The following is a 25542-nucleotide window of genomic DNA, read 5'->3' as shown; positions in this document are numbered from 1 at the left end:
TATCTTTTTCAAGTTTATTTTATAAATGATTATACATATTTTTTAATTTTTCTATTGGAATACCAGTTAATTCAGAAATCATATTTATATCTAACTTTTTTTCTAACATTCCTTTTGCTACTTTTTCCATTTCTGTTAATTCAGTATCTTTATCCAAATTACTAACAATTTCAACCTCTTTTTTGTCAAAAGCTATTGAAACTTTTATTATGTCATTTATACCATAATTTTTTATCTCTTCTTCATACTTCTTTTCATTTATTTGTTTTAATCCATTTTGAGCGCTATTTAATAGTGTTTTTTCGTTTTTATAAAACTTTTTAAACTCTATTATTATTCCTTTATCTGTTTTATCTTTTGGAATTAATATAACATCAGCTCTTCCAAGCCATGTTTCTCTATTACTCTTTATTATGTACTTTTCTTTTAATCCAACGCTCATTCCAAGTATTAATCCATGATAAAACCTTTCTGGTTCTTCTCCACTAACATCAAAATAACTCAATGTATTCATTGTTAGTTTTTGAAAGTCTTCTTTAAACTCTTCTATATGTCCATTTATTAAGTTTATTAGTATATTATCTAATTGTATATTTTCTTCTTCAAGCATTAATAACACTGTATCTTCATAAAACATTCTTACTTCTTTATTTGGAATAGCAAGTGTGTATCTTCTATAACCTTCTTTTGTTTCTTTAATCCATTTTAAGTAACCGCTAAATAAAAACAATGTCCATATTGATTCATTTGAATTTATGTGCAAATCACCATAAACCATAGTTTCATTTATTTTACTTTCAACCTTTTCTCCATTCAAAAGTTTTTCTATACTATCTTTTATATTAACAGTTCCTTCTTTTATTAACTTTCTTATTAAATAATTCCCACTCGTATTCATCCAATATGGTCCTATCTTTTTCTCATCTACTAAGTTTATAATAGAAAAAGGATTGTAAATTTCAACACCACCAAAGTTATAACCGTTGTACCAATCTATAACTTCACTTTCTTCATATTCAAGATCATAATACTTCAATGTTTCTTCTACTTCTTCTTTAGTTAAACCATACTTATCATTGAATAGTTCATTCAATACAGTAGAAACCTTTAAGTTATTCACACCAGTAAAGATACTTTCTTTAGAAACTCTTGTTATACCAGTAAGAACTGCTTTTTCAAGATATACGTTATCTTTTAATGCCATGCCAAATAAGTTACCAATTAAAGATATTATTTCATCATAGTATCCGTGTAAGTAAGCTTGTTGAATAGGAGTATCGTATTCATCTATTAATATTATTACCTTTTTACCATAATATCTTTCCATATACTTTGATAAGTTTCTTATAGAATTTTCATATTCAGAATCATTTGCTTTTTTTGAGGTTATTGATTTATATACTGATTTTTCTTCTTCATCTAATACATCTAAAACATACTTATGATCTATATACAAAGTTGAAAGTTCAGAAATTAATAAATCATGCATCTTTTTTAAGTTGTTGGACTTTAAATCTTTAAAGGTGATGTATATAACAGGATGTTTATTTAAATGTTTTTCTATTATGTTCTTTTCTTTATATATTTTTAAAGCTTTAAAGAGGTGTTCGTTATTTTGAGTAATATCAAAAAAGTACTTCATCATAGATTGACTGAGAGTTTTCCCAAACCTTCTTGGCCTTGTTATTAATAAAACATCGCCACTTTCAATAACTTCTTTTATTAACAAGCTTTTATCTACAAAATACATATTATCTTCAATTAAAGATTTGAAGTCACTTCTTCCTATTGGAAGCCTTTTTTTCATTTTTATCACCTCTTTTTATATCCTTACATGTTATTATATCAAATCTTCTTTAAAATAAAAAAAAGGTCATTTTGATATGTTCAATGACCACATTTCGACAAGCTCAATGACCACATTTCGACAAGCTCAATGACCGTAAGAAAAGTAGAAGTATTAAAAAAAAAATAAACGTTTCCTGAGCTTGTCGAAGGGCACGTTATTATCCCTTTCAGGGAAGAGTAGCATTCAGACAAGGTATGAGAATAATAGATAATAAAGTTTATGTAAGTGTTATTATCCCTTTCAGGGAAGAGTAGCATTCAGACATATTTTCGAGCAAGCCCGAAAGGCTTGTTCTCAAATTAGTTATTATCCCTTTCAGGGAAGAGTAGCATTCAGACGCTATTGATGGTTATATGTATTTCAGTGAAACATTTGAAGTTATTATCCCTTTCAGGGAAGAGTAGCATTCAGACAAAGTTTGTAATTAAAGTAAATGAAGGATATGTATACAGTTATTATCCCTTTCAGGGAAGAGTAGCATTCAGACTTCGAACTATTCGACAAAGTATACATTTTAATTATTTATGTTATTATCCCTTTCAGGGAAGAGTAGCATTCAGACAATTATCTGAAGAACTTACAAATAAAATTAAGATAGCAAGTTATTATCCCTTTCAGGGAAGAGTAGCATTCAGACATATTTTCGAGCAAGCCCGAAAGGCTTGTTCTCAAATTAGTTATTATCCCTTTCAGGGAAGAGTAGCATTCAGACATTAGAGAAGAAATTTATGATTTATTTTGGGAGGAAGATGTTATTATCCCTTTCAGGGAAGAGTAGCATTCAGACGACTATAATATGTTAATAGATATTATGATGAAGAAAAAGTTATTATCCCTTTCAGGGAAGAGTAGCATTCAGACATCTGGAAGTTTTTTGGGTCTAGTTAGTTTCATTGACCCAGGTTATTATCCCTTTCAGGGAAGAGTAGCATTCAGACAGGATTCAAATTCAATCACTTAGAAATGTTTCATATCTAGTTATTATCCCTTTCAGGGAAGAGTAGCATTCAGACATAGAGATATATTTCTTCCAGAAAAAAAGAGTAGAATAGTGTTATTATCCCTTTCAGGGAAGAGTAGCATTCAGACAGTTATGGATGAACATGAAGTAACTAAGTTAATAAGGGTGTTATTATCCCTTTCAGGGAAGAGTAGCATTCAGACGACAGAAATGGTTGGACAACAATGAGATAAGGGGCAAGTAGTTATTATCCCTTTCAGGGAAGAGTAGCATTCAGACAGTTATGGATGAACATGAAGTAACTAAGTTAATAAGGGTGTTATTATCCCTTTCAGGGAAGAGTAGCATTCAGACGACAGAAATGGTTGGACAACAATGAGATAAGGGGCAAGTAGTTATTATCCCTTTCAGGGAAGAGTAGCATTCAGACTCTACCCAAAGTAAATGACATGGAGGTTGCCAATTATACGTTATTATCCCTTTCAGGGAAGAGTAGCATTCAGACGAATTGATTAAGCTAATTAAGGTTCTTAGCTTAGCTAAGTTATTATCCCTTTCAGGGAAGAGTAGCATTCAGACAACAAAAAATATGGTTTTAATTTTAGTTCAAACAGAAAAGTTATTATCCCTTTCAGGGAAGAGTAGCATTCAGACTGCTAGCATTTGAATGCCTATTTATTAGTACCTTTCAATACCGTATTTTCCAAACCCTCTTTGTGATATTTTTCTTATCTTCATTTTCTACCACCATTTCGTCTGTAATGCTTATTATTACTTAGTTCCAAACCTATTTTGCTCAAACCCTTTATTTATGCGATTTTTTATTTTTGCCAATGTTCCGGAAACTTTACATTCATGTTTATTATAACACATTTATTTTTATTTTGCAAGTGTTTTTTTGTTTTTTTAATAAAAATATCTCTTTCAACGAAAGAGATATTTTTAATTAATTATTTTTTATAATTTTGTATAACTTATGATGTGTGTATTTGAATTTGTTTGTAAAGTATTCTTGTTATTTTTTTTGATAATGAGATTATTTTTATTTTTGTCTTTTATTGACATTGATTTTACTATTGTTGGTTTTTTTTCGAATGATTTATTATAATTATTATTATTATTATTAGTTTTTTTTATTGTAGTATTATTAATTCTTTTATAATTATTAATTGTAGTATTTAAAGCAGATTTCATGTTTGAAACTACTTTTTTAGATTTTTTACTTATATTTCCAGATTTATTTATTATAGGTGTTTCTAAAACTTCTTTTAAAGCTTTAGCTATTATAAACATGTTATATATTTTTATTTTTTCAACTTCTGTTAAGTCATATTCTTTATATCTTATAGGTATATTTTTATATTTATATTTATTTGAAAGTTTTTGATGGATATTTTCAACTTCATTCATACTTTTTATTAAACTTTCGTTTAATTTATTTATTACATAATTAAATTCTTTTATTCTTCTACCAATTGCATACAAAAATTCAATAGAATTATTTATTTTTTCATTTGCTTTTTTAACGTTATTTTCATATTCTATTGCTTCAGTCATTGCTTTTGATGATTCTGAACTCAAAATGATTCCACCTATTGCAAGTGCTGGTCCAAGTAAAACACTTCCTAACAATACCGATCCTATTGTACCAGCGATAGATTCTCCAATAGCTGCGCCTGATAAAATGCTTAATGTTTCTGTTCCCATAATGTTCATTATTCCATATGTTCCTAAACTAACTAATGCTCCTCCATTTATTGCTTTTATTATTGCATCTGTTTCATTTATAAAAGTTTTTCTTTGATAATCTAGTTCGTTTATTTCTCTGAAAGTTGGTATTTTATTATTTAAGTTTGGCTTATTTTCATTTATGTTTTGAAAATAACTATATAGTCTTAAAAATCTTGATATGCTATTTTTATATACACCACGTTTTAAATTTGTAAGCCTATTTGCTTTTCTATCTATTTTATTTTCAACTTTATGAAAATGTTTTTTTTTATCTTCATACGAATTACTTGCTTGTTCTTTTTTTTTTTTTGCTTCCTCCATTTCGTCTAAGCTAGCCACTCCAACACTAAAACCAGTTATACCTAATGCAGCTAAAATAAAAGGTAATGGCATATTTATTCCCCTCCTTTTTTATTTTTTTAAAATTCTGCTGTATAATTTTCATCACTCAATTTATTTTTGAAATCATGAAAACCTTCAAAAGGATTAGTTCTTATTTGAGCAATTATTCCATTCAAAGCTGCTTCAATTGCTTGTGTATTGTTTTTTTCTAAACCGAGTTCTAAAATATTAAAAAATTTATCATAAACTCTATATCTTTCTTTATAATTTTCTTCTATGTACTTCATAAATATATCTCTTTTTGCTCTAATTTCTTCGATTTTTATTTTTGTTTGATTTTCAATCATATATCTTTTAGTTTTTTCTTCTTCTTTAATTTTTTGATAATCTAATGAAGCATTAATTATTTCTGTAATTACTTGTGTAAAATTTAATGGTATTCCTACTGATATATTCTTTGATGTTTTTGTTGGTAAGTTAGTTTTTTTATTTTTTTTAAAATTCATAAAAAATCACCACCTTTATTATTTTTTATCAAATGTTCTTGCTAATTAGGTTTCTTTGTTATACTTACTCCTATTACCAATATTTTTTCATCTATTTACTTTATTTTATTTATTAAATATTTATTATTTTTTCATCTATTACATGTTCATTTAAGTTTAGAACATTATTTAAAAATTTATTTTCAAATTCTTTAATGTTTATTACATTCATATCAAACATAGTGCTTAAAGCACTTTTCATTCTATCTTCTAAATTTTTTGTCAAAACAACAAAAACATTTTTTCTTTTTAAATTTAACATTTTTTTTATTTTGGAATATTTTTTTAAAGAATTTTGATATTCACCAGTTTTTGCTTCTATCCAAAATATTTCATCATCAATTTTAAACATTAAATCTAATTCAAAATCATCACCATTTGGCAATATTATTTGTGGATTTTTTATATATGAATATTTTATCTTTTTGTTTTGTTTGTTCATTTCTAAACTTTTTATAACTTTTAATTTTAAATAACGTTCAAACCATTCTCCATTTAAAAAATTTATTGCTTCTGGTATCTTATTAACTTTTGCTGTAAGATTATACTTTGGAGATTTTTTATATATGTAAGAACTTAAAAAGGTAAGTTCATATAATCTATTACATAAATTTGTTATATCAGATATAGATCTTTGAGTAAAATCTTTCATATCAAGATTTATATAATTAGAACTATTTATATTTCTTTTTAATAATTTAAGTATAGGTTCTATACTTTCAAAATTTTCACCCATAAAATATGCTATGTTATCTAATATTTCTTCATTTTTTTCTGGTTTTAAAGTCTTTATTTGAATATTTTTAGAGTTTAAAAATTCTTCTATTTCATTTTTTCTTGGTATTTCTATTATATTTTCTTCATTTTTTATTATTTCTTTTTTCAAAATAATATTTTGAGTATTGTAATTACTCGTAATTTTTAATGAATTAGAAATTTCTTCTAATGAGTTAGCTATTCTTTCTAAAACATTTTCTAATTTTTTCATACTTTTTCCCCCTATTTTTTATTTTTGTGTTTCTAAATTAATATTCGACATTATTAATAAAATACTTTATAAAAATAGTTCTTTGCAGATTAAATCTTTTATTACAATAATTTTAGACCTCAATAAAGATTAAAAAATGACTCCTGTTCAATATAGAAATCATCTTTATACATTCTTAATTTTTTATTTAATAAATCATTATTTAAAACTTTTTTAGGTTATTAAAATATGTAAAATTTTCCAACTTTACAAGAGTATTTTGATTCTTAGTAGTTTGCACTTGGTACAAAATTATTCTACTGCGGTTAGCCAGTGGATTTCGTATGTATCCTCTATTATATTTAGTTGACAGCATGGTCTTTTTATTATTTTAGAAGTATGCTAAAAATCGGATAAAAAGATCAGTTTTTAAATCTTCTATGTTAATTATGAAACTTCAAATACACTATAAAGATTATCTGATTCCTCTAAAACTTCTTCAATCCTTTTTTCCAATTTATTCATAACGAATTCATGTTTTGCTTCTTCGTTCACTTTAAAGAGATCAATTTTATCAAGAAAATAAATAGTTAAAACAGATAAAAGTCCTGTAATAATTCCAATAATAACAGGTGAAATTATTTGTGCAAAGATATTTAAACCAGGAATAGTTTGTAAAAATTTTTCGACTCCCTCTTCAATTAAAATTCCTCCTGATACAATAACTCCTGTTGATATTAATTTTGTTGCTTCATGAGCAGCTTGTTTAAATGTAAAGCCTTTTGGTGGCATTATTAAAATTTTTATTGCCTTTAATAATGAAAAAAATCCTTCTCTAATAATCCTAACAAATCTTTTTCCTGTACTTAAAAATGTATTAATTATATAAGTAATTAGATTTGAGAAAAATCCACTAATTACACCATCTTTAAAAGTACTAACAAGATCTTTCCACTTAGATAATACTTTTTTAGAAATTCGTTGCAATCTATCTTTAATTGCTTCTAAAAAAGTTTTATCTAATCTACCATTTTTTAATCCATTTCTATAAATATCCTTAATTTCAACAAAAAGTGCTTCTGTAAATTCTTTGATCAAAATTCCCAATGATTGTTGGAGTCCCATTTTTATACCTTCTCTTCCACCAGTTGTTAATAATTCAGTTCCATTTTTTTTTATTTTTGCATTTCTAACAGTCTTATTAATGTGTTTTTTTGATTCATTATAATTTTTATTTACTAATTCTATATCTAAATCATATTTTTCTGTATTTGTTATTTTATTATTTTTTGAGTTCGTTTTAGTAGACCAAACCATTAAATCATGATTATTTTTTGATTGATTTAAAGAAGAATCTGTCATTGTAAGATTTTTATTTGAATTAGCCATATCAATTCGTTTTTCTTTTGTAAGATAAAGATTATTAGTTGATGTTATTTCTATTTCATGTGCCGAAGTAATATGATCTAAATGACTTCTTCCATCTTTTGGTATTTCTTTTCCAGTATAGCCATCTTTTAATTTGTTTACAGAGTTAAATATTTCTTTTCTTTTGTTTGAAAAATCTTTTTCATAAGGCTTTCTATCAAATTTATTATTTTTGTTTTTTTGCCATTCGTTATATTTTTTATTATCAAATTCTGTAGAAGTGATACCTTTTTTAAAATTGTGTTCTGTTGTAATATTTCCACCATCTTTATCTTCAAACAATATTTTTTCTAATCCAAATGGTTTAATAATTGAATCTAAAACTTTTTCTTTCAAACTAAATATTAAATTATCAAATTTTTCTTGATCAAAATTACCTCTTATTTCTGCAAGTATTTCATTAGCAGAACTTTTCATTTCATCATTAGAGGAAAAATCAAACTTTTCATTTTGCATTTCAAATATTTTATTTACTTTTTCAGTATCTACATTAGAATTTTTTAATTGAATAACTAATTCTCTATCTGTAGGGATATATAATTCTTTTTTATTTTGTAATTTTTCTTTTCGTTTAAAAAATCTATCTGTTCGATTACTCATTACAATCACTCCTTATATATGCAGAAATAAAGTTTTCCCAGTCTTCTCTATATTTTCTTTCTTTATATCTATCAACATTATCAGAAGCAATAATAATATCAATAATATCTGTAAAAACACACAAGTCAGTTGCATTCGATTTTTTTACAAATGTCATTGCTTCATCAAAAGTTGGAGGGTTATTATATAAAATTTGAATAGTTTTTTCAAAGGTTATAGGATAATTTTTAAATGATACTCCTTGTATAAATTCTTCTAAAGTATTTTTTTTTGCATCTGAAAAATCCCCATCACAGCAAGCTACAGATATTCCTACTGCATAACAAGCTAACAAATAGTTTTCAAATTCTTTGTATTCTTTAAATCTTTTAGATGCTTTTTTAAGTTTGCTTTTTAAATTTTCCATTTCACTAAGATTTTCTGATTTTCCTTGTTCGATGCCTTTCTTATAAGCTGAATTTATTTTATTATCGTTGTCCATATCAGAAATTACAGCACCAGCAGCACCAATAACAGCAGCACCAACAGCTACTGCCTCTGCACCTGCAAGTGATTTAGCTAAAGTTATTCCTGCTACTAAAACAGAACCGCCACCAGTAAATGGTGCTATAGCTACTGCGCCTGCTCCAATTACAATACCTCCTAAAACTTTAAATAAACTCATAAAAAATCGCCTCCTTATTTTTTTTGATATTTTTTTATATCTTTAAATTATTTTTTATCTTTTTTATAAATTAGTATAAATTTAGTGTTTCCTAAGTTAATATTCGACATTAGTTTAGATTTATTTAGAAAGGTAGAATAAAAAGAATATTAATATCCATAATCATCAAGAATGTCTCCAGCATTTCCAATGTAATCTGAATCTATACCAGAAACATCACTAGCTAAATCAGTTAAAAAATCCCAATCATTTTCATAATTTTCTTCGTAATCATTATCATCTTCATAATTTTCATAACAACCATCATCTTCTCCGATATATTCATTCCAATAAAAATACCATCCACATTTAGGACATTCTTTTGTACTATCATCCATATATTTTCCACATCTAGGACATTTTTTTTTATAAAAAATCCATCCACAATTAAAGCATTTTCTGTTATAATCTCGTACTTCTTCCCCACAATTAGGACATTTTTTCCAACCTGAAGTCATTTTCTCACCTCACTTTTTATTTATGTACTATCCATATTGTTATTCGACATTAATATACTAAATAAAGATTTATCTTTCTTTTATTTAGTATATTAAAAATATTTTATAAAAAAGATTAAAGGATAAATTTAGAAAAGAAGAATAAAAGAATTTTGAAAGGATCAATGATCGTAAGAAAAAGAAAAGAATAAAAAAATAAAATTCCATAAAGTTGTTGAAGAAAATGCTTATCCCTTTCAGGGAAGAGTATCTTTCAGACAAGAATTAGTAAGAACATTAACACCAGCTGATAATGTTTTGTTATTATCCCTTTCAGGGAAGAGTATCTTTCAGACCTGTTATTGTTGGTAGTTTAGTTGTTGTTGGCGTTATGGCGTTATTATCCCTTTCAGGGAAGAGTATCTTTCAGACCTGGAGTACTAACTTTCATAGCAACAAACTTATTACTAAGTTATTATCCCTTTCAGGGAAGAGTATCTTTCAGACATTTAGAAGTCATAGCAGAAGTTATGGATGAACATGAAGTGTTATTATCCCTTTCAGGGAAGAGTATCTTTCAGACATGAAATGAAAGAAGTAGTAGAAGAAATGGAAGCAGATGCAGTTATTATCCCTTTCAGGGAAGAGTATCTTTCAGACAATGGATAAAGAAATTTTAAAAATAGCTCTATCCAAACTTGTTATTATCCCTTTCAGGGAAGAGTATCTTTCAGACGAGTAATCGATCTACTTGTAAATGCTATAGCATTAATGGTTATTATCCCTTTCAGGGAAGAGTATCTTTCAGACAGTAAAATTGGTAAGGGTTCTTAATATGTCAAAGAACCCGTTATTATCCCTTTCAGGGAAGAGTATCTTTCAGACTAGATGAAAAAGAAATAACAATAGACAGAAATGGTTGGATGTTATTATCCCTTTCAGGGAAGAGTATCTTTCAGACCTTATTAGGGTTCTTAATATGTCAAAGAACCCGTTATTATCCCTTTCAGGGAAGAGTATCTTTCAGACAGGTGAAAACATGGTAATATATATCTCGAAGAGATCCAAGTTATTATCCCTTTCAGGGAAGAGTATCTTTCAGACTTAGAAGTCATAGTAGAAGCAATGAATGAAGGTGAAAAGTTATTATCCCTTTCAGGGAAGAGTATCTTTCAGACTGCTAGCATTTGAATGCCTATTTATTAGTACCTTTCAATACCGTATTTTCCAAACCCTCTTTGTGATATTTTTCTTATCTTCATTTTCTACCACCATTTCGTCTGTAATACCTATTATTACTTAGTTCCAAACCTGTTTTGCTCAAATCCTTTATTTATGCGATTTTTTATTTTTGCCAATGTTCCGGAAACTTTACATTCGTGTTTATTATAACACATTTATTTTTATTTGTTTATATATTTATATGTTTTGGTAAGATTATATCTTGTTTTTCAAAATATGCAATATTCAAGGCTTCTCTTAATATACTTTCTAGTTCTCTAAAGTTTCCTGGATAGTCATAATTTTCTAGTTTTTCAATGGCTTCTAGCGAGATTTTATCTACTTTATAAATTTTATTTTCTTTATCATATTTATTAATGAATGGATTTAATAGTATAAAATTTATTAAAAATCTTATATCTTCTTTTCTTTCTCTTAATGATGGTATTTTTATTTTATATTTAAATCTGTGGTATAAATCGCTTCTAAAATTACCTTTGTTTATTTCTTCTTTTATATTTTTGTTTGTTGCACATATTATAAAAGCTGGTGCGTATTCTGGTTCTCCATCGGATCCTTCTGGTAAAACTTTATTATCATCAAAGTATAATAATAATTTAGTTTGTGTTTCTATGGGTATTTCTGATATTTCATCTAAGAATATTAATTCTTCTTTATGAGAAACTATTCTTCCAGGTTTATCTTTATCTGCTCCAGTAAAAGCGCCTTTTTTATATCCAAATAATTCTGAGTCAATTAAATTTTTTTCTATATTTACAAGTGAAAATTTGTATGCTGTTTCTCCAAAAAGAAGGTTATCAGAAATAATATCAGCAATTAATGATTTTCCAGTTCCTGTTTCTCCTTCTATTAAAAGAGTAGGAAAAACATTAAAAGTTTTTTCTTTAGTATTTTCATAGTTTTCTTTAAATTCATAAAAATCATTTAAAATAGTTCTTATTTGTCTTGAAAATTTTTGCATAGTTATGTCTAAAAATATAGAAATATATTTTCTTTTTCTATAAAATTCTTCTATATTATCGAATTCTGGATTGAATTTCCAATTTTTAATATTTTTATAAGCAATTCTTTTAATATAAAACTTATCTTCTTTTTCTAATTTTGTATAAGTTAGCTTTCTAATTTCATTTTTTAATAATTTTTCAAGTTTACCTATTTCTTCATATTCAGTATTTAATTTATTTTTTCTAAATACTCCTATAATATTATAATTAAAAAAATTTTCTAAAATATTTTTTTCTAAATATTTATCTATGATTAAAATTATTTTTTTAGGTTCAATCTCTTTAAATTCTTCTTTGTATTTGTTATATTTATCTATATTTCCAATATAAATTGTACATTTATTAAACTCTTTTGTAAAAAATTTGCTAATATCTATATTTTCTTCTTTTGATTTAAATTGTTTTTTTAAATAATTTTTTATTGGTTTTATTAAATCTTCGTATTCTTCTTCTATATATATCATTAAAATCCTCCTAAAATCATATATTCGTTTAATGTATTTAATACAACTTTAGATTCACTATAATCTTTTATATCAAGTTCTAGTTTTTTTGCTTTTTTTTCTTTGGCTTTTTTCTTTCTTATATTATCTTCTTCTTTATCTTCAAAAAATATCCAATTTGAAAGTAATTTAATGAATTCATCTAAAGAAATTTTTTTATCTTTTTTATCTTTTTTATTCAAAAATTCTTCTATTAATTTTTTATTATCTAATATGAATTTTCTAAATTTTCTGTTTTTTTCAATTTCATTTTTTTCCTCTTTTTTCTTTTTTTTAGTAAGATTACTTAGTGGATAGGCACATCCATCTAATAATTCAATATTCTTATAAGTTATAAAATCTCTATCTAACATAAAATATTTTTCATTTTTATTTCTGCTATCTATAGCTAATCCATTTAATTTTTCTGGTGTTACTTTTTCAATAACTAAAAAGGATTTGAATATTTCTTTTAAACTTTCATATTTTCCTATTTTATCATCTTTTATTTTTATACTTCCTAAATTTATTAAAACATATTCTTCATCTGTTTTTAATAGTTTAAAGGTTATAGTTTTTTTTGGTATGTCTATTTCAGTTTCTAAATTTCTTTCCTCTTTTGCTTTTTTTGAAATTTCAGTGTTACTATAATCATCTTCGTTTATTTCTTCTTCTTGTTCTTCTATAGAACTTCCATTGATATTTATATAATTAAAGTCTGTTTTTTTTGTTTTAGTTAAAAATTGATTTTTTTGTTTTTGCTGTAAGTGGATTTTTTTATTCATTTTCATCACTCCTAAAAAATGCATATTTTATTCTTGGTTGTGTTTCAATATATTCTTTATTTAATTCAATTTTTTCTAAAACATTTAGGCCACTTTCAAAGCTCATGCAGGTTAAAGGACCTCTTATATCAATATTTGATAAATATTTTTTTATTGAATCTATATTCTTTTCTTTTTTTAAATATTGAGCAAAATTATATAAAAGTTCAAAATAAATTGAATTTGGATTTATTTTTTCTAATAAAGAAAATTTGTCTTTATCTTTATCTTTGTTTATACCCATTTTTTCTTTAATTTCTTCATTATTATCCAAAGATTTTAAAAAATCAAAGTATGTATCTTTTTTAAATGCTTCTTTAAATATTATAGTTTTAACAGTTGCCATAGGTAGTGATTTTGAACCAGAGTGAAAAGTTTCCATTGAAAGTTGTGTGCCTCTTTCTCCTAAAACTTGTCCTGCTGTTATTCCTATATAATCATTTGTAAAATCATTTAATGTTGATATATCTTTTCCACAATATTTACTGCTAACAAAATAATTATTGTTTATTTCGATTACTTTTGGTGATAACAAGATAAATTTATTTGGTAATTTTTCTAATTCATTTGGGGTTAATAATATTTTTTTATTATTATATTTTATATATCTATATAAAAATTTTTCTTTTCCATATTTTCCTTCTTTAAGTTCATTTAAATCAATTTCGTATTCTATGAAGTCATCTATTTCTTTTTTTGTTTTTATTGTTCCAAGAAATTCAACTAAAACTCTTGTAAAGTATCCAGCATCTGCAACGTGAAGTTTTTTATCCATTAAGGTTCTTCTTGCTCTTTTTGCTATTCCCTTTTCTGGGTTAAAGTATATTTCTTTATTTATACCATGCACAAATCCTTTATCATCAGATATGTCTTTTATTTTTTGATTTAATTGAATATACTGTTCATCATTTCCTCTACATTTTGAATTTCTTATTTTTTTCATGCTTTCTGTATTGTTATCAATTTCAAAAATGCTAAGGGTTAAATTTTCTTCTGTTGCTTTTTTTAATGCTTCATTCAATATTTCTTTATTTATCATTTCTTTTATTTTTTTATATTCTTTATTTTCTAAAAGTTTTCTTATTTTTTTAACATAGTCTTTTTTTATAGATGATTTTGATTTGTTTGTTAATAAAAAGAGTCCATATATCATATCTTGATCTATTGAATAACTTAGTTCTCCTTCACTTATTTTTAAAGGGTTTTTTGAAGGGAGCATTTTTTCTATTTCATTTATTTCTTGTTCAGTTGGATAATATACTGCCATTGTATCACCGTCAAAATCAGCATTGAATCCTTCACAAACATTTATTGGTAATCCTATTGTATAATTATTCCAAAATCTTGCTTTAAAACTTTGTATAGAGTGTCTAAATAATGATGGTTGTCTATTCAATAGTACATATTTTTCTTCTTCTAAAACTTTTTTATTTAATTCTTTTGCTATTTCAATTCTTTTTTTATTATCTCCTTTTTTAGCTTTTAAAATATTTTTATTTTGTATATCTATAAATTCAATTCCAAATTCTATTGGTAATAATACAGTATCTATATCCATTTTTAAGTCAAATTCTTTTATATAAGTTAGTGGTTGTGGAGTTATTACTGTTCTTCCTGAATAGTGTAATCTTCTTGCAATAACTAGTTTTTTCAAGTATCCATTTTTTACAAATAAATATTTTTTTAATTTATTTGTAAGTATAGCTTTTTCTTTTTCTATATTTTTGAATATTTTTTCTTCATAATTTTTATTTAATATAGATTCTAGGTTATTTAAAGTATCTTCATTAGAAATATTATTTTTTAATATTTTAATTATGTGTTCGTTGGTTTTGAAGTTATCAACAACAAATTCTTTTAGTGGTTCATCTATTTTTTTCATAATTTTATCTAATTCAAATTTTACTTTATTTTTTAATTCTTTTTTTAATTCTTTTTTTATTTGTTCTTTTAAAAGTAGAAGTATATATTTTTGTATATCTTTTTTTGTTAATTTATTTATTATTTTTTTTAAAACAAGGTATTGATAATAATTTTCAACTTCATTTTTTTGATAAATATTTAAAAATTCTAATAATTCTTTATTTTTATTTTTAGTACAAAAAAATTCTGATTTTAAATTTTTATTTATTTTATAATCAATATCAAATCCATTTATTAATTTTTTAAAGTAAGATTCAGGATATTTTGAATATATATTATTACCTTTATTATATTTGTTATTCAAATTTTTTTCAGAAAAAAGGGTTACTAATTTTTCATTATTATATGAATACATAGACCAAAATTCCATTTCTCCAAATTTTTGCCCACCATTTCTTGATTTTCCTTTTAATGGTTGATAAGATAAAATACCTTCTTTTGCAATAGCTGAAAAATGAATTTTATCCTTAACACAATGATCTAATCTAACAATATATTGATATCCAGCTGTTAAATACCAAGTATATTTTTCGTACTCAACTTTAAATCTTCCGTATTCATCAGCCCCTATTTTCTTTAAAGATTCTAATATTTCATCTTTATCTTCATAAGCTGTTTTTAATGGATCAATTCCATTTTCATATTTTTTGAAGTCAGAATGTTTTTGTGCCATAGAAGCATGTACTTCATATAATTGCCCTAAATTCATTCTTGAAACAACTCCCAAAGGGCTTAAAATAATTTCTGCACTTTTATATTCGTTGTTAAAAAAGACTTTAGGCATTTCATTATCAGGGATTATTTTCGATACAGTTCCTTTATTTCCATGTCTTCCCATTAATTTATCACCAATATTCAATTCTTTTTTTACTGAGTACTGAATTCTTATTTCAATTAAAATATTGTTTTGATAGTTTTTATATGGATACACAGGCGTTTTAGGTATATTTTTTATTTGTGCTGGATATTTTCCTTCATATCTTATTTCTTTATTATTTTTAACGGTTGCAATAATATCATTAAAATAAACCCAATCACCTTCTTTTTTTTCCCATTCTATAACTAATTTTTTTTCACCAGCATTATAAATCCATTTATTTGATTCAATTTTTGGGTTTTTGTCAAGTGGTATAGTATCTTTTATAATATATTTTGATTCTTCTATTAAAGTTGTTTCCATTTTTTTTGCAAAACTTTCTGATACTACTATTCCATCTTCAAAATTAAATCCTTTAAATAATCCATAAATTGTTAAAGCGTTAACTCCTATAAAATCTTTTTCATTTCCTGTAGAAATTAAGGGCTTTTCAGCATCTTTTACTTTTACAGCTTGTTTTAAGTTTTTTGATCCCATTAATATTCTTGCACCATCTGAATGAAGAATAAAAGGAATTTGTTTTGTTGCAAATGATAATATATTTTCATTGTCTCTTTTAAATTTAAAATTTTTAAAATCATATTTTAAGTTTTCAGAATCAATTAAGCTTAAAGTTAGTCCTATTTTTTTGGATTCAGGGGTTTCAAGCATATCAACGATACCAATGTGTGTTTTGTTAGGTAATCTTAATTTTTCATTTACTTTTTCATTTGGATAAACAACTTTTCTTGGATTAGTATATTTTTCTATATAATTTAAGTCATATGGTTCAAAAAAAACAGGGATTTTTACATAAATTGATTTTATCTTTTTTTTAATTTTTACATCATATTTGTATAACCAAACTCCTGTTGTTTTTATAAGTTTGTTTATTGAATTTCCTAATAGATCATTTTCATCTTTATTTTTTTTTCTTTTCGCATTTACAATTCTTAAAAAAGTAGAGAATATTGCTAAAAAATAACCAGGAATTATTAATGAATTATCAAAATCTATTTCAGTATTTATTTTTTTATCTTCGTTAATTTTTACAGTTTCTTCGTTTTCTTCTACAGTTTCTTCTTCATCTTCTTTCGTTAAATATTTATCAAAAATAACAAAAGGAGAATACAATTTTTTAGAACCTGAATAATAATAGCCATTTTCGTCTGGAAATAAAATTGCAATATCTTTAAAAATGGAAGTTGATTTTTCATCATAAATAAATTCTATATCATATAATTTCCCTATTTCAATACTTTCATTAAATAAATTTCTTTCATTATTAAATTTAAATTTTGATTTTTTTACTTTATTAGAAAGTTTTGGATTTATATCTTTTAAGTTTATTTCTACATAATTAAAAAAATTTTTTAAAATTTCTTCTAATTTTTCTGATTTTAAAGTATTAAATATCATATTTTTTCCCCCTGTTTTTTTATAACTATATATATTTTAACATAATTTAGTCCATTTTTAAAAGTCTAAATATATATTAAAGAGGGAATAAAGTATTTATTAAAATAATAAATAAGTTTTATTGAGAGTATCTTTGGTTTTTTTATCATAATTCATTAATTTAAAAAAATTATTTTTTGATATACTTTTTTCATTAAAATATTTTTTTGGAATTTTATGATTTTTATATAGATTCATAAATTTAGATAGTGCTTCAGCTTGACAATTATATGATTTTTTATGATTAAATTCTATATCGCTAAATGCTTCGTATTCTAACAATAAATCAAAATCAATATTACTTTCTAATAATGCATTAAAATATAAATAATCATAAAATGCTGTTATTGGAATTAGATCCCATTTTTCACCATCAAACTTAAAGTATCTTAACTTACCTGAACTTTTTAATCTTTCATCTTTTTTAGCATCTTTTGAAGTTAAATATAGTATATCATTATAAGGACCACCATTTTCAAAAACTTTACTAGATTGAAAAATATTTTCTAAATGAAACCTTCCTTTTGAAGTTCTTATTTTTAAATTAAATGCACTTAATTGTATTCCTAATTGTGATTCTGATTTTGAAGATATTTCTAATATTTTATTTATTCCAATTTTTTTAGCGTTTTTATGTAATGATTCTATATTTTTTCTTTTTTGAACAATTGAAAATCCTGGATTCCATTCAAATTCAACTTCTTTTTTTTCTAAAGGATAAACAATAAATATTAATCTTTTTGCCATATTTTCACCACCTTAAACATTTAATAAATTATAAATATTTGCCTTTTTTAATTTAATATTAAAAGATTTTATATTATCTTTTTCATATGGTAAAATAATTTCTTTTATATATTTATAATCTACTTTATCTTTTATTAAAATTTCTGCTTGTTTTTTTGATTTTATATAATTTTTATTTTTTTCTCTTATTCCGTATCTTTCATATATAATATCAAAATCTAATAAATCTAATATTTCACTGCAATTACCTATCTTTGCATAATTACTCGTTGAATTTGTATTAGATAGTTTAAAGCTTTTTTCTAATAAAATTATTGGATCAATCTTTATAATTACTGGATTTTTTAATTTTTTATAATATATTTTTGCAGAAAACATGTTATAACTTTCATCAAAGGCTACTTTTACATAATCATTTGTATTGTTTTTTTTATCAAGTTTTTTTGAAAGATTATCTGTTATATATTTTGGATATATTTTTTTCCATTTTAAATTATTTACACTATAAATACCTTTTTCCTTTATTATTGATTTTAAATTTTCATATTCTGTTACATGTAAAATATATCCTTTCTTTTTCATAATAATGTTGTACAATTTTTTTACATAATAATATTCATTATTATACCAATTTGACATTTTTTTCCCTCCTTTTTTTAATTTGTTCAAATTATTATTCGACATTAAAAAGGAGTTTATATAAAAAAAGGTGCATTAATGCACCTTTAAAATATATTTTATAAATTTTATTTTACTTGAATCTACCATAACCCATACTTGTTTTTGAACCAATACCATAGTATTTTAAAAATAGTTCCAAGTGTTCGTTGAGGATTTCTTTTAATTTTTCGTTTGAACTTTCTATTATTATATCAAATCTAAATTCTGTACCTGAATTAACACTCATATAAGATAATGGTATTGGATTATAGATATCATTTGGAGCTTTATTTTCTGTATAATACTTTCCAAAATGTGGTGTTTGTATTTCTTTTATTAATTCTATTTTATCTGTTGGTATACATTCTAAAAATATTACTTTTCCAGAACTTTCTTGTGTTCCAAATATTTCATCTTTTATTTCATTCATTTCTAAATCTTTAAAATAAGTACTAAATGCACCTTTAAATGTACTTCCGGGTATGGTTGGAATCCCATAATTTCTATTCCAGTAAAATCCTATTTCATCTATTGATGGAATACCTATTCCAATAAGCATTGGAGTTTGTAATTTTTTCTTTATTGATACTACTTCTTTTCCATTTTTTATTAATGAATATATAAATCTTTCTCTTACTATATTTAATGAATTTAATGGTTTTGATAAATCGAATTTATTTAAATTATATTCTTCTAATACTTTTTTATATGTTTTTCGTGTTATTTCTAAAGATTTTTTAGATAATCTTTCTTTTTCTGCATCTTTTAATAGTTCTAAAGTAAATTTTTGTTCTTTAGTAAATTTATTTTTTTCTCTTCTAAAATTTTTTCTATCTCTTATATTTGGAAATGAGGATATTTTTAGAAATGTTTTATGTTTTCTGCTTCTATTAATTCTTGAAGAGTGTTCGTATAAATCAAATTCATCTCTACCAGGGTTAATTTCTCTAATTATTTTTTCTAATTCTTCTGATTCTTTTTCAATATAATTTTTCATGTTGTACACTTTTTTATCATAGTACAAACTTGGATTTTTTATTATTTTTGTTTCTTGATTAAAATATTTCAAGAGTTATCACTCCCTGTATTTTTATCATTTCGTATAAATATATCAGCAAATCTTCTATACCATCCAACAAATTCTAAAACTTTATCTTGTGCTAACATTAAGTTGTTTTCTTTTTCTAAAAAATCATAAATATGATCATTTGTTGTGTAAATATTTGATTCTTTTAAAAAGTATATTATATCTTCAGATACGGCTTTGTGATGTTCTTTATTTTTTGCATCTAAAAATACCAATGTTCCATAAAGTCCATTTTGTATTATTTGAGAACCTAATCCTTTTATCAAAGATCTGTATGTTGAAGCATAACTTTTATCTTTTCTCATTATTATTCTTTCTTTTGCACACTTTTGTATAGAAAAATCTGTTTTTATCATTTTATATCCCCCTTAAATTACTTTTATATATGCAAAACCTTTTCCTATAGTTGCTTTACCACCAACGTTTATAAAATTATCATTTAATTTTTCTTCTAATTTTTCTAAAGTGTTTTTTTCTAATATTTCTTTTACTATAAAGTACATAACGGTATCATTTGGTAAGTATTCTTCATACCAAAGTGCACCTTGTTCGGTTACTCCTTTTTCTTTGTTTATTTTTATTCTTGCCATAACTTCTGTTGAGTTTTTTACAAAAAACATAAAATCTTTATCGCTTAAAAGAACTGTTGTATTTATTAATTTATCTGATAAATATTCATCTGGAGTTATTTCTTTTAATTCTTCCAAAAATTCTTTTAATTCTTTAGAATATTTTGGTGTTACTAAAAATTCTTCTATATTTACTTGTGATGAGTTAAATGTTGATAATTCTTCGTTTTTGAAATTTTTTAATACTGTTGAAATTTTTTCTTCTATTTTATTATTATTTGTTAATTTAAATGCTGTTTTTAGTCTTGATAATACCATAGGGCATGTAACCCAAACAAATCCATGACTTATACTTCTTAATGGAAATAAGAATATTTTTGCTTCTGAAAAGGCTATAGTTCCTGCTAAATCTTCATTTTTATTATCTGGCATTGCTCCAAAGATATCTTTTTCGTCACTTCCCCATTTTATTTCATTTCTTATTGCTCCTTTTATTCCAGAAACAATTGGAAATCCTGTTGCTTCTTCTCTTTGTATTGGTAAATCTACAACTCCTGAATCAAATCCTTTACCTGCATGTAATTGAGTTACTGAATATAAAAATGCTACTTTTCCTTTCAATTTAATTGCCCCCTTTTATTTCGATATATTTTCCAAAACCATAATGATCATAATCATCTGTTAAGTATTTTGGTATTTCTTCTTTAAAAATATAAGTGCTTCCACTTGGCACTACTTTAAAAAGTTCTGATGGTTTATTTGTTTCTCTATCCCAATATCCAATAGTTTCTGGTTTGTAGTTTGATATTCCTATTAAATTTTTATTTTCTTTTGGCATTACTCCTTTTTCAAAATATGCTGGTGTTAATAATATTGCCATTTTTTGTGTTGTTTCTACTTTATTAAAGAGATTAGTTTCTATTTCTATTATTTCTAATTCTGCTATTTTTCCTTTGGTTCCAAGGTGTATTGTTTTAATATCTTTTAATATTTCTTCTTCATCATTTTCTATAAAAAAACAAAATCCAGAATTTTCTTTAAATCTATAATAGCTCAAAGAGTATAACATTCCCTTTTTTGTTTTTCTTTTTCCGGTTTCTAATTCTATTCCAACTTTTCTTTCAATTCGATAAGGTAATTCAATTGGTTTTTTGTTTTCAATTAATTCCCCATTTTTTATCTTTTCTAACTCTTTTAAAGTTATGTAATAATTTTCTAATTCTTTTATATTTTTCATACTTTTATATCTTATTCCATTTAATTCCTTTCCATCAACTTCATATTTTATTTTTTCATCAATATAACCCATTAAAGTTTCTTTAGTATCTTCATTATACTTTAATATTGATGGTGTTCTAAATAATATTTTTATTTCATCATTTTTTTCAAATAAAAATGGCCCTGTTAAATCTAATTTTTTCATCTTTATTTTGTCTTTTATTTCTTTTGGAGTTAATATGTTTTTTCTATATAATTCTGCATATATTGCACCATAAAATGTTTTTGTATTTGGAAATTGAGTATCACCACTAGAAGAAAAGGTTCTTGATGTTCTAAATGCCAACCAGTCAAGAGGCTTAACTAATAATAATCTTTTTTTCAATTTTTTTCACCTCGTTTGTCTCTCTTTTTTAATGCATGTTCTACTTCATCAAAAATATTTAATATTTCTATGAAGTTTCCACCTTCTTTTTTTATTAATTCATTAAAATCATTTAATATTTCTTTTATATTTTTTATTGTTGTGTCTTTTAACTCCATTCTTTTCTTTAAAGCAAATGGAACTACATAATTTATATATTCTTCAGTGCTTAATACTTGTATGTCTTTATCTTTAGATAGTGAAATATATTCATTTTTTAATTTTGAAGATAATCTTTTTATAGATCTCTTATTTTCTTCTTTTGAATAGGTTTCAAAAAAATTTATTACTCTTTTAAGTATATCTTTTTTATCTTCCCACTTTGACACAGTATATGAAAACTTTCCTGTTCCTCTTACGCTTCCTAAAGCAAATGAATTTCTACCATTATTTTTTGCTATTTTTTCAAGTTTTCTTGCTTCATCTAAGGCTAATTTTAAATTGTACTTTGGATTTGCAATCAATATTCCAGCACTCATAGTTGCATTTTCTCCCATCATATTGTATACTGGTATTCCATTTTCAAATGCCCATCCATCTTTAAAGGTGTATTCTTTATTTTTTATGGTTATTTTTTCATTTAAACTTGATCCTGAATATACTTTTCTTAAATCATTTGCTGCTTGCAATACTGTATTTGATGGAAATATTGCTAAAACATCATCACCACCGGCATAAATTAAATATCCATTGTATTTTGATACTATTTTAGAAACAAACTTTGTAAAATTATTTAATGTTCTTGATACAGTTCTTTGATAAGAAGGTATTACATACTTTGTATTTTTTAAAAATTCATAATAATTTTTATCTATTTTTTCAAGTTCTTTTTGTACCTTTGGATGCATTCTATCTAAAAAGTTTGGAATTTCTTCTTTTCTTCCAGAAATCCATTCTCCCATTTTATCTCCATCCATCATGAGTATAGCCATATTATATTCCTTAGTTATTTCTTCTATACTTTCAACTTTTCTTATTTTTCTTGAAGCATTTTTATATATGGTTTTTTCTTCTAAATATCTATAAAAATATCTTTTTATAGTACTTAATGCAGATAATTTTTCAGTTTTTATATTTTTATCTTCGTCTATAAATTTATAATATACTAATGCTTTATTATTTGCCGATATATCATCACCAGTTTCTTCAAACTCTTCTTTTAATTGAATAAAGTTTCTTGTTGCTTTTCTTATAGCTGATTTTATTCCAATTAATTCTGAAGCAAATCCGAAAAAAGTTGTTTTATTTATTTCTTTAGTATTTATAACATTTTTGAAAGCATTTTCAACTTCTTTTGCTATATTTTCATTTGTATAATCAACATGTTCATCTATTATATTGCTTGATGAAATATCTTGATGAACAGCTATAATTACTGGAAATTGTTCTACTTGTTTATCCCAAAGTTCATTCCAATTTTTTAACTTTATTTTTTCATTCATTTCTCGCTTTTTTTCATTATATCCAAATTTTATTATATTTTCTTTTATATAATTACTTATTTTTTTCATTTCATTTTTTATTTCATTTTCGACTTCTTTTACTATTTTTTCAATATCATTTGTTGGAAGTATTGCTGTAAAAACATTTGGCAATGAAGCAATACTTGGATCAACTTCTTTTGAAAGTTCAAAATTATGATCTTTTGATAAAAAATAGTTTTCTCGCATAGATGGAAAAATTATTGAATCATATCCATAATTTTCTCCTATATACTTTATGCCTTTATAAGTTAAATAAGACAATAAATAACTACCAGTTTTTAAATCAATTATTTTTCTTCCTGCTGCAATAAATTCTTGAACAGGACCTATTGATAACATTAATATTGATATATTTTCAGAATTACTCATTGCAGCTGTTGTATCTAAATGATCTATTATAGAATTATCTGGTATCTTTGTATCTGCTGGATACATATAAGAGTATTTCAATACATTTGGTAAATCCCACCAAAGTTTATGATACAATTCATTACTTTTTAAATTCATTTTAGATAAATCATTTAAATATATTTCCCATTCTTTTTTATCATTAATATTTTTTACAAATTCTTTGTATTCATTTTTTAATTTATTTCCAGATAATGGATGAATATATAATAGTTCATCATTGTTAAAATCAACTTTAATTTCATTTTTGTTTGGTAATAAAACTTTATCTGCAGTATTTGCAAGACTTTCTGATTTGCTTTTTATGTATTCGATATTTATTCTTTTTAATCTATTTTTTTGTAACTCTTCATGATCTGTATTAATAAAAACTTTTTCAATTGGAGTATACATAATTGCATTTATTTTTTTTATCCAAAAATCATTTTTTGTGCTCAATTTTTTTTACCTCCTTTATAAGATTAGCTTTTACAAGATTTTTTTCTATATCTTTAAAATCAAAGTTAAAATATCCATTTAAAGTTATTTTTTCTCCCTTTTTCTTAAACTTCAGATTGTTATTTGAACTCATTTTACTTTTTATTATGAATATTTTATATATATATTTTATCGTTTTTTTCTCATCTAATATTCTGTGAACTGAAATATAAACAGGAGAGGCTTTTCTTTCATCTCCACTTAATGTGTAATTTCCACCTCTTATATTTCCATGGTGTCCACTCATTATTCTATAATTTATGGGTAAACCAAGTAAAGCTTGCTTATATTCAATTCTTTCTGGTCTTGATCTTTCAATAGCTTTTATAGACCTTACAAATGAATCTCTTTTAGTATGAGCGCCTCTTAAATATTTCTTTTTTAAATGAATATAGGCACCTGGATTTTCTATATCTGCTTTGTATAGGAATTTAAATAGTTGTTGAATATTCACAAAACGTTGTTTACTTGTGTATCCTTTATAATTTGATTTTGTTAAAGTTGGGAAGTCGGGTATTTCATTGAATATAGTACCTCCCAATGGTAAGTTTAATTTTTCTGCATATTTTTGCATTATAACATCAATTTTTTTTAAAGTATCAACAAATCCACTTGGTTTTTGATATTTTTCATCTTTTTTTATTATTAAAAAACTTCCAAATCCATTTCTACTCTTCATTCCTATTCCACCAATATTTGATATTAAATACATTAAATAATATAAAAGATAATCTAAATCATCAATATTTCTTTTTATTACAAAAGTTAAGTTTATCTTTGTACCTTCTTTTAAATATCTTTTTGATTCAGCACCATAGATTCCATATTTAAAATCAGAAAAAACATTACCTGCAATTGATTTAGATATTGATTGTTGATAATTAGATTCAACTATAACATCAAATGAAGATTTTCTTTCAGTTGAACCAAATAAATCCTCTTCAATTTTTTTTAAATTTTCATAGTTTCTTCCTATATTAATAGTTCTTGGAATACATGCTCTAAACCAATATCTCATAACTCCTCTAATACTTTGAGGTAATAAAACAAAGTTATTATCTCTACCATTGAACATGGGAGATGTTGTTTCAAGAGTTAATTTTAATAGTTGCATTT

Annotated in this window: 18 protein-coding genes and 2 CRISPR repeat arrays; all 18 genes read right to left on the bottom strand. The window is 24.2% G+C overall.

All coding sequences use genetic code 11. The features are described 5' to 3' along the window. Positions 1 to 19 precede the first annotated feature (19 nt). The 18 genes from IGS63_RS09690 to cmr1 all read right to left on the bottom strand — a co-directional run bounded on the left by IGS63_RS09690 (position 20) and on the right by cmr1 (position 25540). On the bottom strand, positions 20 to 1807 hold the full coding sequence (locus IGS63_RS09690; protein WP_232521207.1) for an AAA family ATPase: 1788 nt from the start codon (positions 1805 to 1807) through the stop codon (positions 20 to 22). 195 nt (positions 1808 to 2002) lie between these two features. Next, positions 2003 to 3464: a CRISPR direct-repeat array (repeat unit 36 nt; unit sequence GTTATTATCCCTTTCAGGGAAGAGTAGCATTCAGAC). Positions 3465 to 3767: 303 nt separating this feature from the next. Then, complete coding sequence (locus IGS63_RS09685) at positions 3768 to 4934, bottom strand: hypothetical protein (protein ID WP_190614532.1); 1167 nt, start codon at positions 4932 to 4934, stop codon at positions 3768 to 3770. Between the two features lie 26 nt (positions 4935 to 4960). Then, the gene (locus IGS63_RS09680) at positions 4961 to 5389 is read right to left on the bottom strand and encodes a hypothetical protein (protein WP_190614531.1); all 429 of its coding nucleotides are present in this window, start codon (positions 5387 to 5389) and stop codon (positions 4961 to 4963) included. 112 nt (positions 5390 to 5501) lie between these two features. After that, a complete protein-coding gene (locus tag IGS63_RS09675; protein ID WP_190614530.1) occupies positions 5502 to 6416 on the bottom strand; it encodes a hypothetical protein in 915 nt (304 codons plus the stop codon). A gap of 426 nt (positions 6417 to 6842) precedes the next feature. Next, positions 6843 to 8423: a hypothetical protein gene (locus IGS63_RS09670; protein ID WP_190614528.1), complete on the bottom strand. Its 1581-nt coding sequence runs from the start codon at positions 8421 to 8423 to the stop codon at positions 6843 to 6845. Continuing rightward, complete coding sequence (locus tag IGS63_RS09665; protein ID WP_190614527.1) at positions 8416 to 9087, bottom strand: hypothetical protein; 672 nt, start codon at positions 9085 to 9087, stop codon at positions 8416 to 8418. The genes IGS63_RS09670 and IGS63_RS09665 overlap by 8 nt, the downstream gene beginning before the upstream one ends. Positions 9088 to 9236: 149 nt before the next feature. Then, positions 9237 to 9584, bottom strand: coding sequence for a double zinc ribbon domain-containing protein (locus IGS63_RS09660; protein ID WP_190614525.1), 348 nt, complete (start codon positions 9582 to 9584; stop codon positions 9237 to 9239). Between the two features lie 223 nt (positions 9585 to 9807). Then, positions 9808 to 10741: direct repeats of the CRISPR family, unit length 36 nt; unit sequence GTTATTATCCCTTTCAGGGAAGAGTATCTTTCAGAC. Between the two features lie 233 nt (positions 10742 to 10974). Continuing rightward, positions 10975 to 12273: a sigma-54-dependent transcriptional regulator gene (locus tag IGS63_RS09655; protein ID WP_190614523.1), complete on the bottom strand. Its 1299-nt coding sequence runs from the start codon at positions 12271 to 12273 to the stop codon at positions 10975 to 10977. Beyond that, positions 12273 to 13076 carry a hypothetical protein gene (locus IGS63_RS09650; protein WP_190614520.1) on the bottom strand — a complete coding sequence of 268 codons (804 nt, stop codon included), beginning with the start codon at positions 13074 to 13076 and terminating at the stop codon, positions 12273 to 12275. The genes IGS63_RS09655 and IGS63_RS09650 overlap by 1 nt, the downstream gene beginning before the upstream one ends. Beyond that, positions 13069 to 17313: a hypothetical protein gene (locus tag IGS63_RS09645; RefSeq protein ID WP_190614518.1), complete on the bottom strand. Its 4245-nt coding sequence runs from the start codon at positions 17311 to 17313 to the stop codon at positions 13069 to 13071. The genes IGS63_RS09650 and IGS63_RS09645 overlap by 8 nt, the downstream gene beginning before the upstream one ends. A 99-nt stretch (positions 17314 to 17412) precedes the next feature. Next, complete coding sequence (locus IGS63_RS09640) at positions 17413 to 18099, bottom strand: DarT1-associated NADAR antitoxin family protein (protein WP_190614516.1); 687 nt, start codon at positions 18097 to 18099, stop codon at positions 17413 to 17415. A 12-nt stretch (positions 18100 to 18111) separates the two neighbouring features. Continuing rightward, positions 18112 to 18738 (bottom strand): DarT ssDNA thymidine ADP-ribosyltransferase family protein, encoded by a 627-nt coding sequence (locus IGS63_RS09635; protein WP_190614514.1) that lies wholly within the window; start codon positions 18736 to 18738, stop codon positions 18112 to 18114. A 112-nt stretch (positions 18739 to 18850) separates the two neighbouring features. Continuing rightward, positions 18851 to 19828, bottom strand: coding sequence for a type III-B CRISPR module RAMP protein Cmr6 (gene cmr6, locus IGS63_RS09630; protein ID WP_190614513.1), 978 nt, complete (start codon positions 19826 to 19828; stop codon positions 18851 to 18853). Continuing rightward, complete coding sequence (gene cmr5, locus IGS63_RS09625) at positions 19825 to 20202, bottom strand: type III-B CRISPR module-associated protein Cmr5 (protein WP_232521205.1); 378 nt, start codon at positions 20200 to 20202, stop codon at positions 19825 to 19827. The genes cmr6 and cmr5 overlap by 4 nt, the downstream gene beginning before the upstream one ends. Positions 20203 to 20214: 12 nt before the next feature. Next, entirely contained in the window at positions 20215 to 21036 is an 822-nt protein-coding gene (cmr4, locus tag IGS63_RS09620; RefSeq protein ID WP_190614511.1) for a type III-B CRISPR module RAMP protein Cmr4, read from the bottom strand. A gap of 1 nt (position 21037) precedes the next feature. Further along, positions 21038 to 22018, bottom strand: coding sequence for a type III-B CRISPR module-associated protein Cmr3 (gene cmr3 / locus IGS63_RS09615; RefSeq protein WP_190614509.1), 981 nt, complete (start codon positions 22016 to 22018; stop codon positions 21038 to 21040). Further along, positions 22015 to 24387, bottom strand: a complete 2373-nt coding sequence (gene cas10 / locus IGS63_RS09610) for a type III-B CRISPR-associated protein Cas10/Cmr2 (RefSeq protein WP_190614507.1) — start codon at positions 24385 to 24387, stop codon at positions 22015 to 22017. Before cas10 ends, cmr3 begins: the two co-directional genes overlap by 4 nt. Next, entirely contained in the window at positions 24371 to 25540 is a 1170-nt protein-coding gene (cmr1, locus tag IGS63_RS09605; protein WP_190614505.1) for a type III-B CRISPR module RAMP protein Cmr1, read from the bottom strand. The genes cas10 and cmr1 overlap by 17 nt, the downstream gene beginning before the upstream one ends. Between the last annotated feature and the right edge of the window lie 2 nt (positions 25541 to 25542).

It is taken from the genome of Tepiditoga spiralis (assembly GCF_014701195.1).
Lineage (GTDB): Bacteria > Thermotogota > Thermotogae > Petrotogales > Petrotogaceae > Tepiditoga > Tepiditoga spiralis.
The sequence above is the reverse complement of the archived record's forward strand: the minus strand, read 5'-3'. Positions and strand labels throughout refer to the sequence as shown.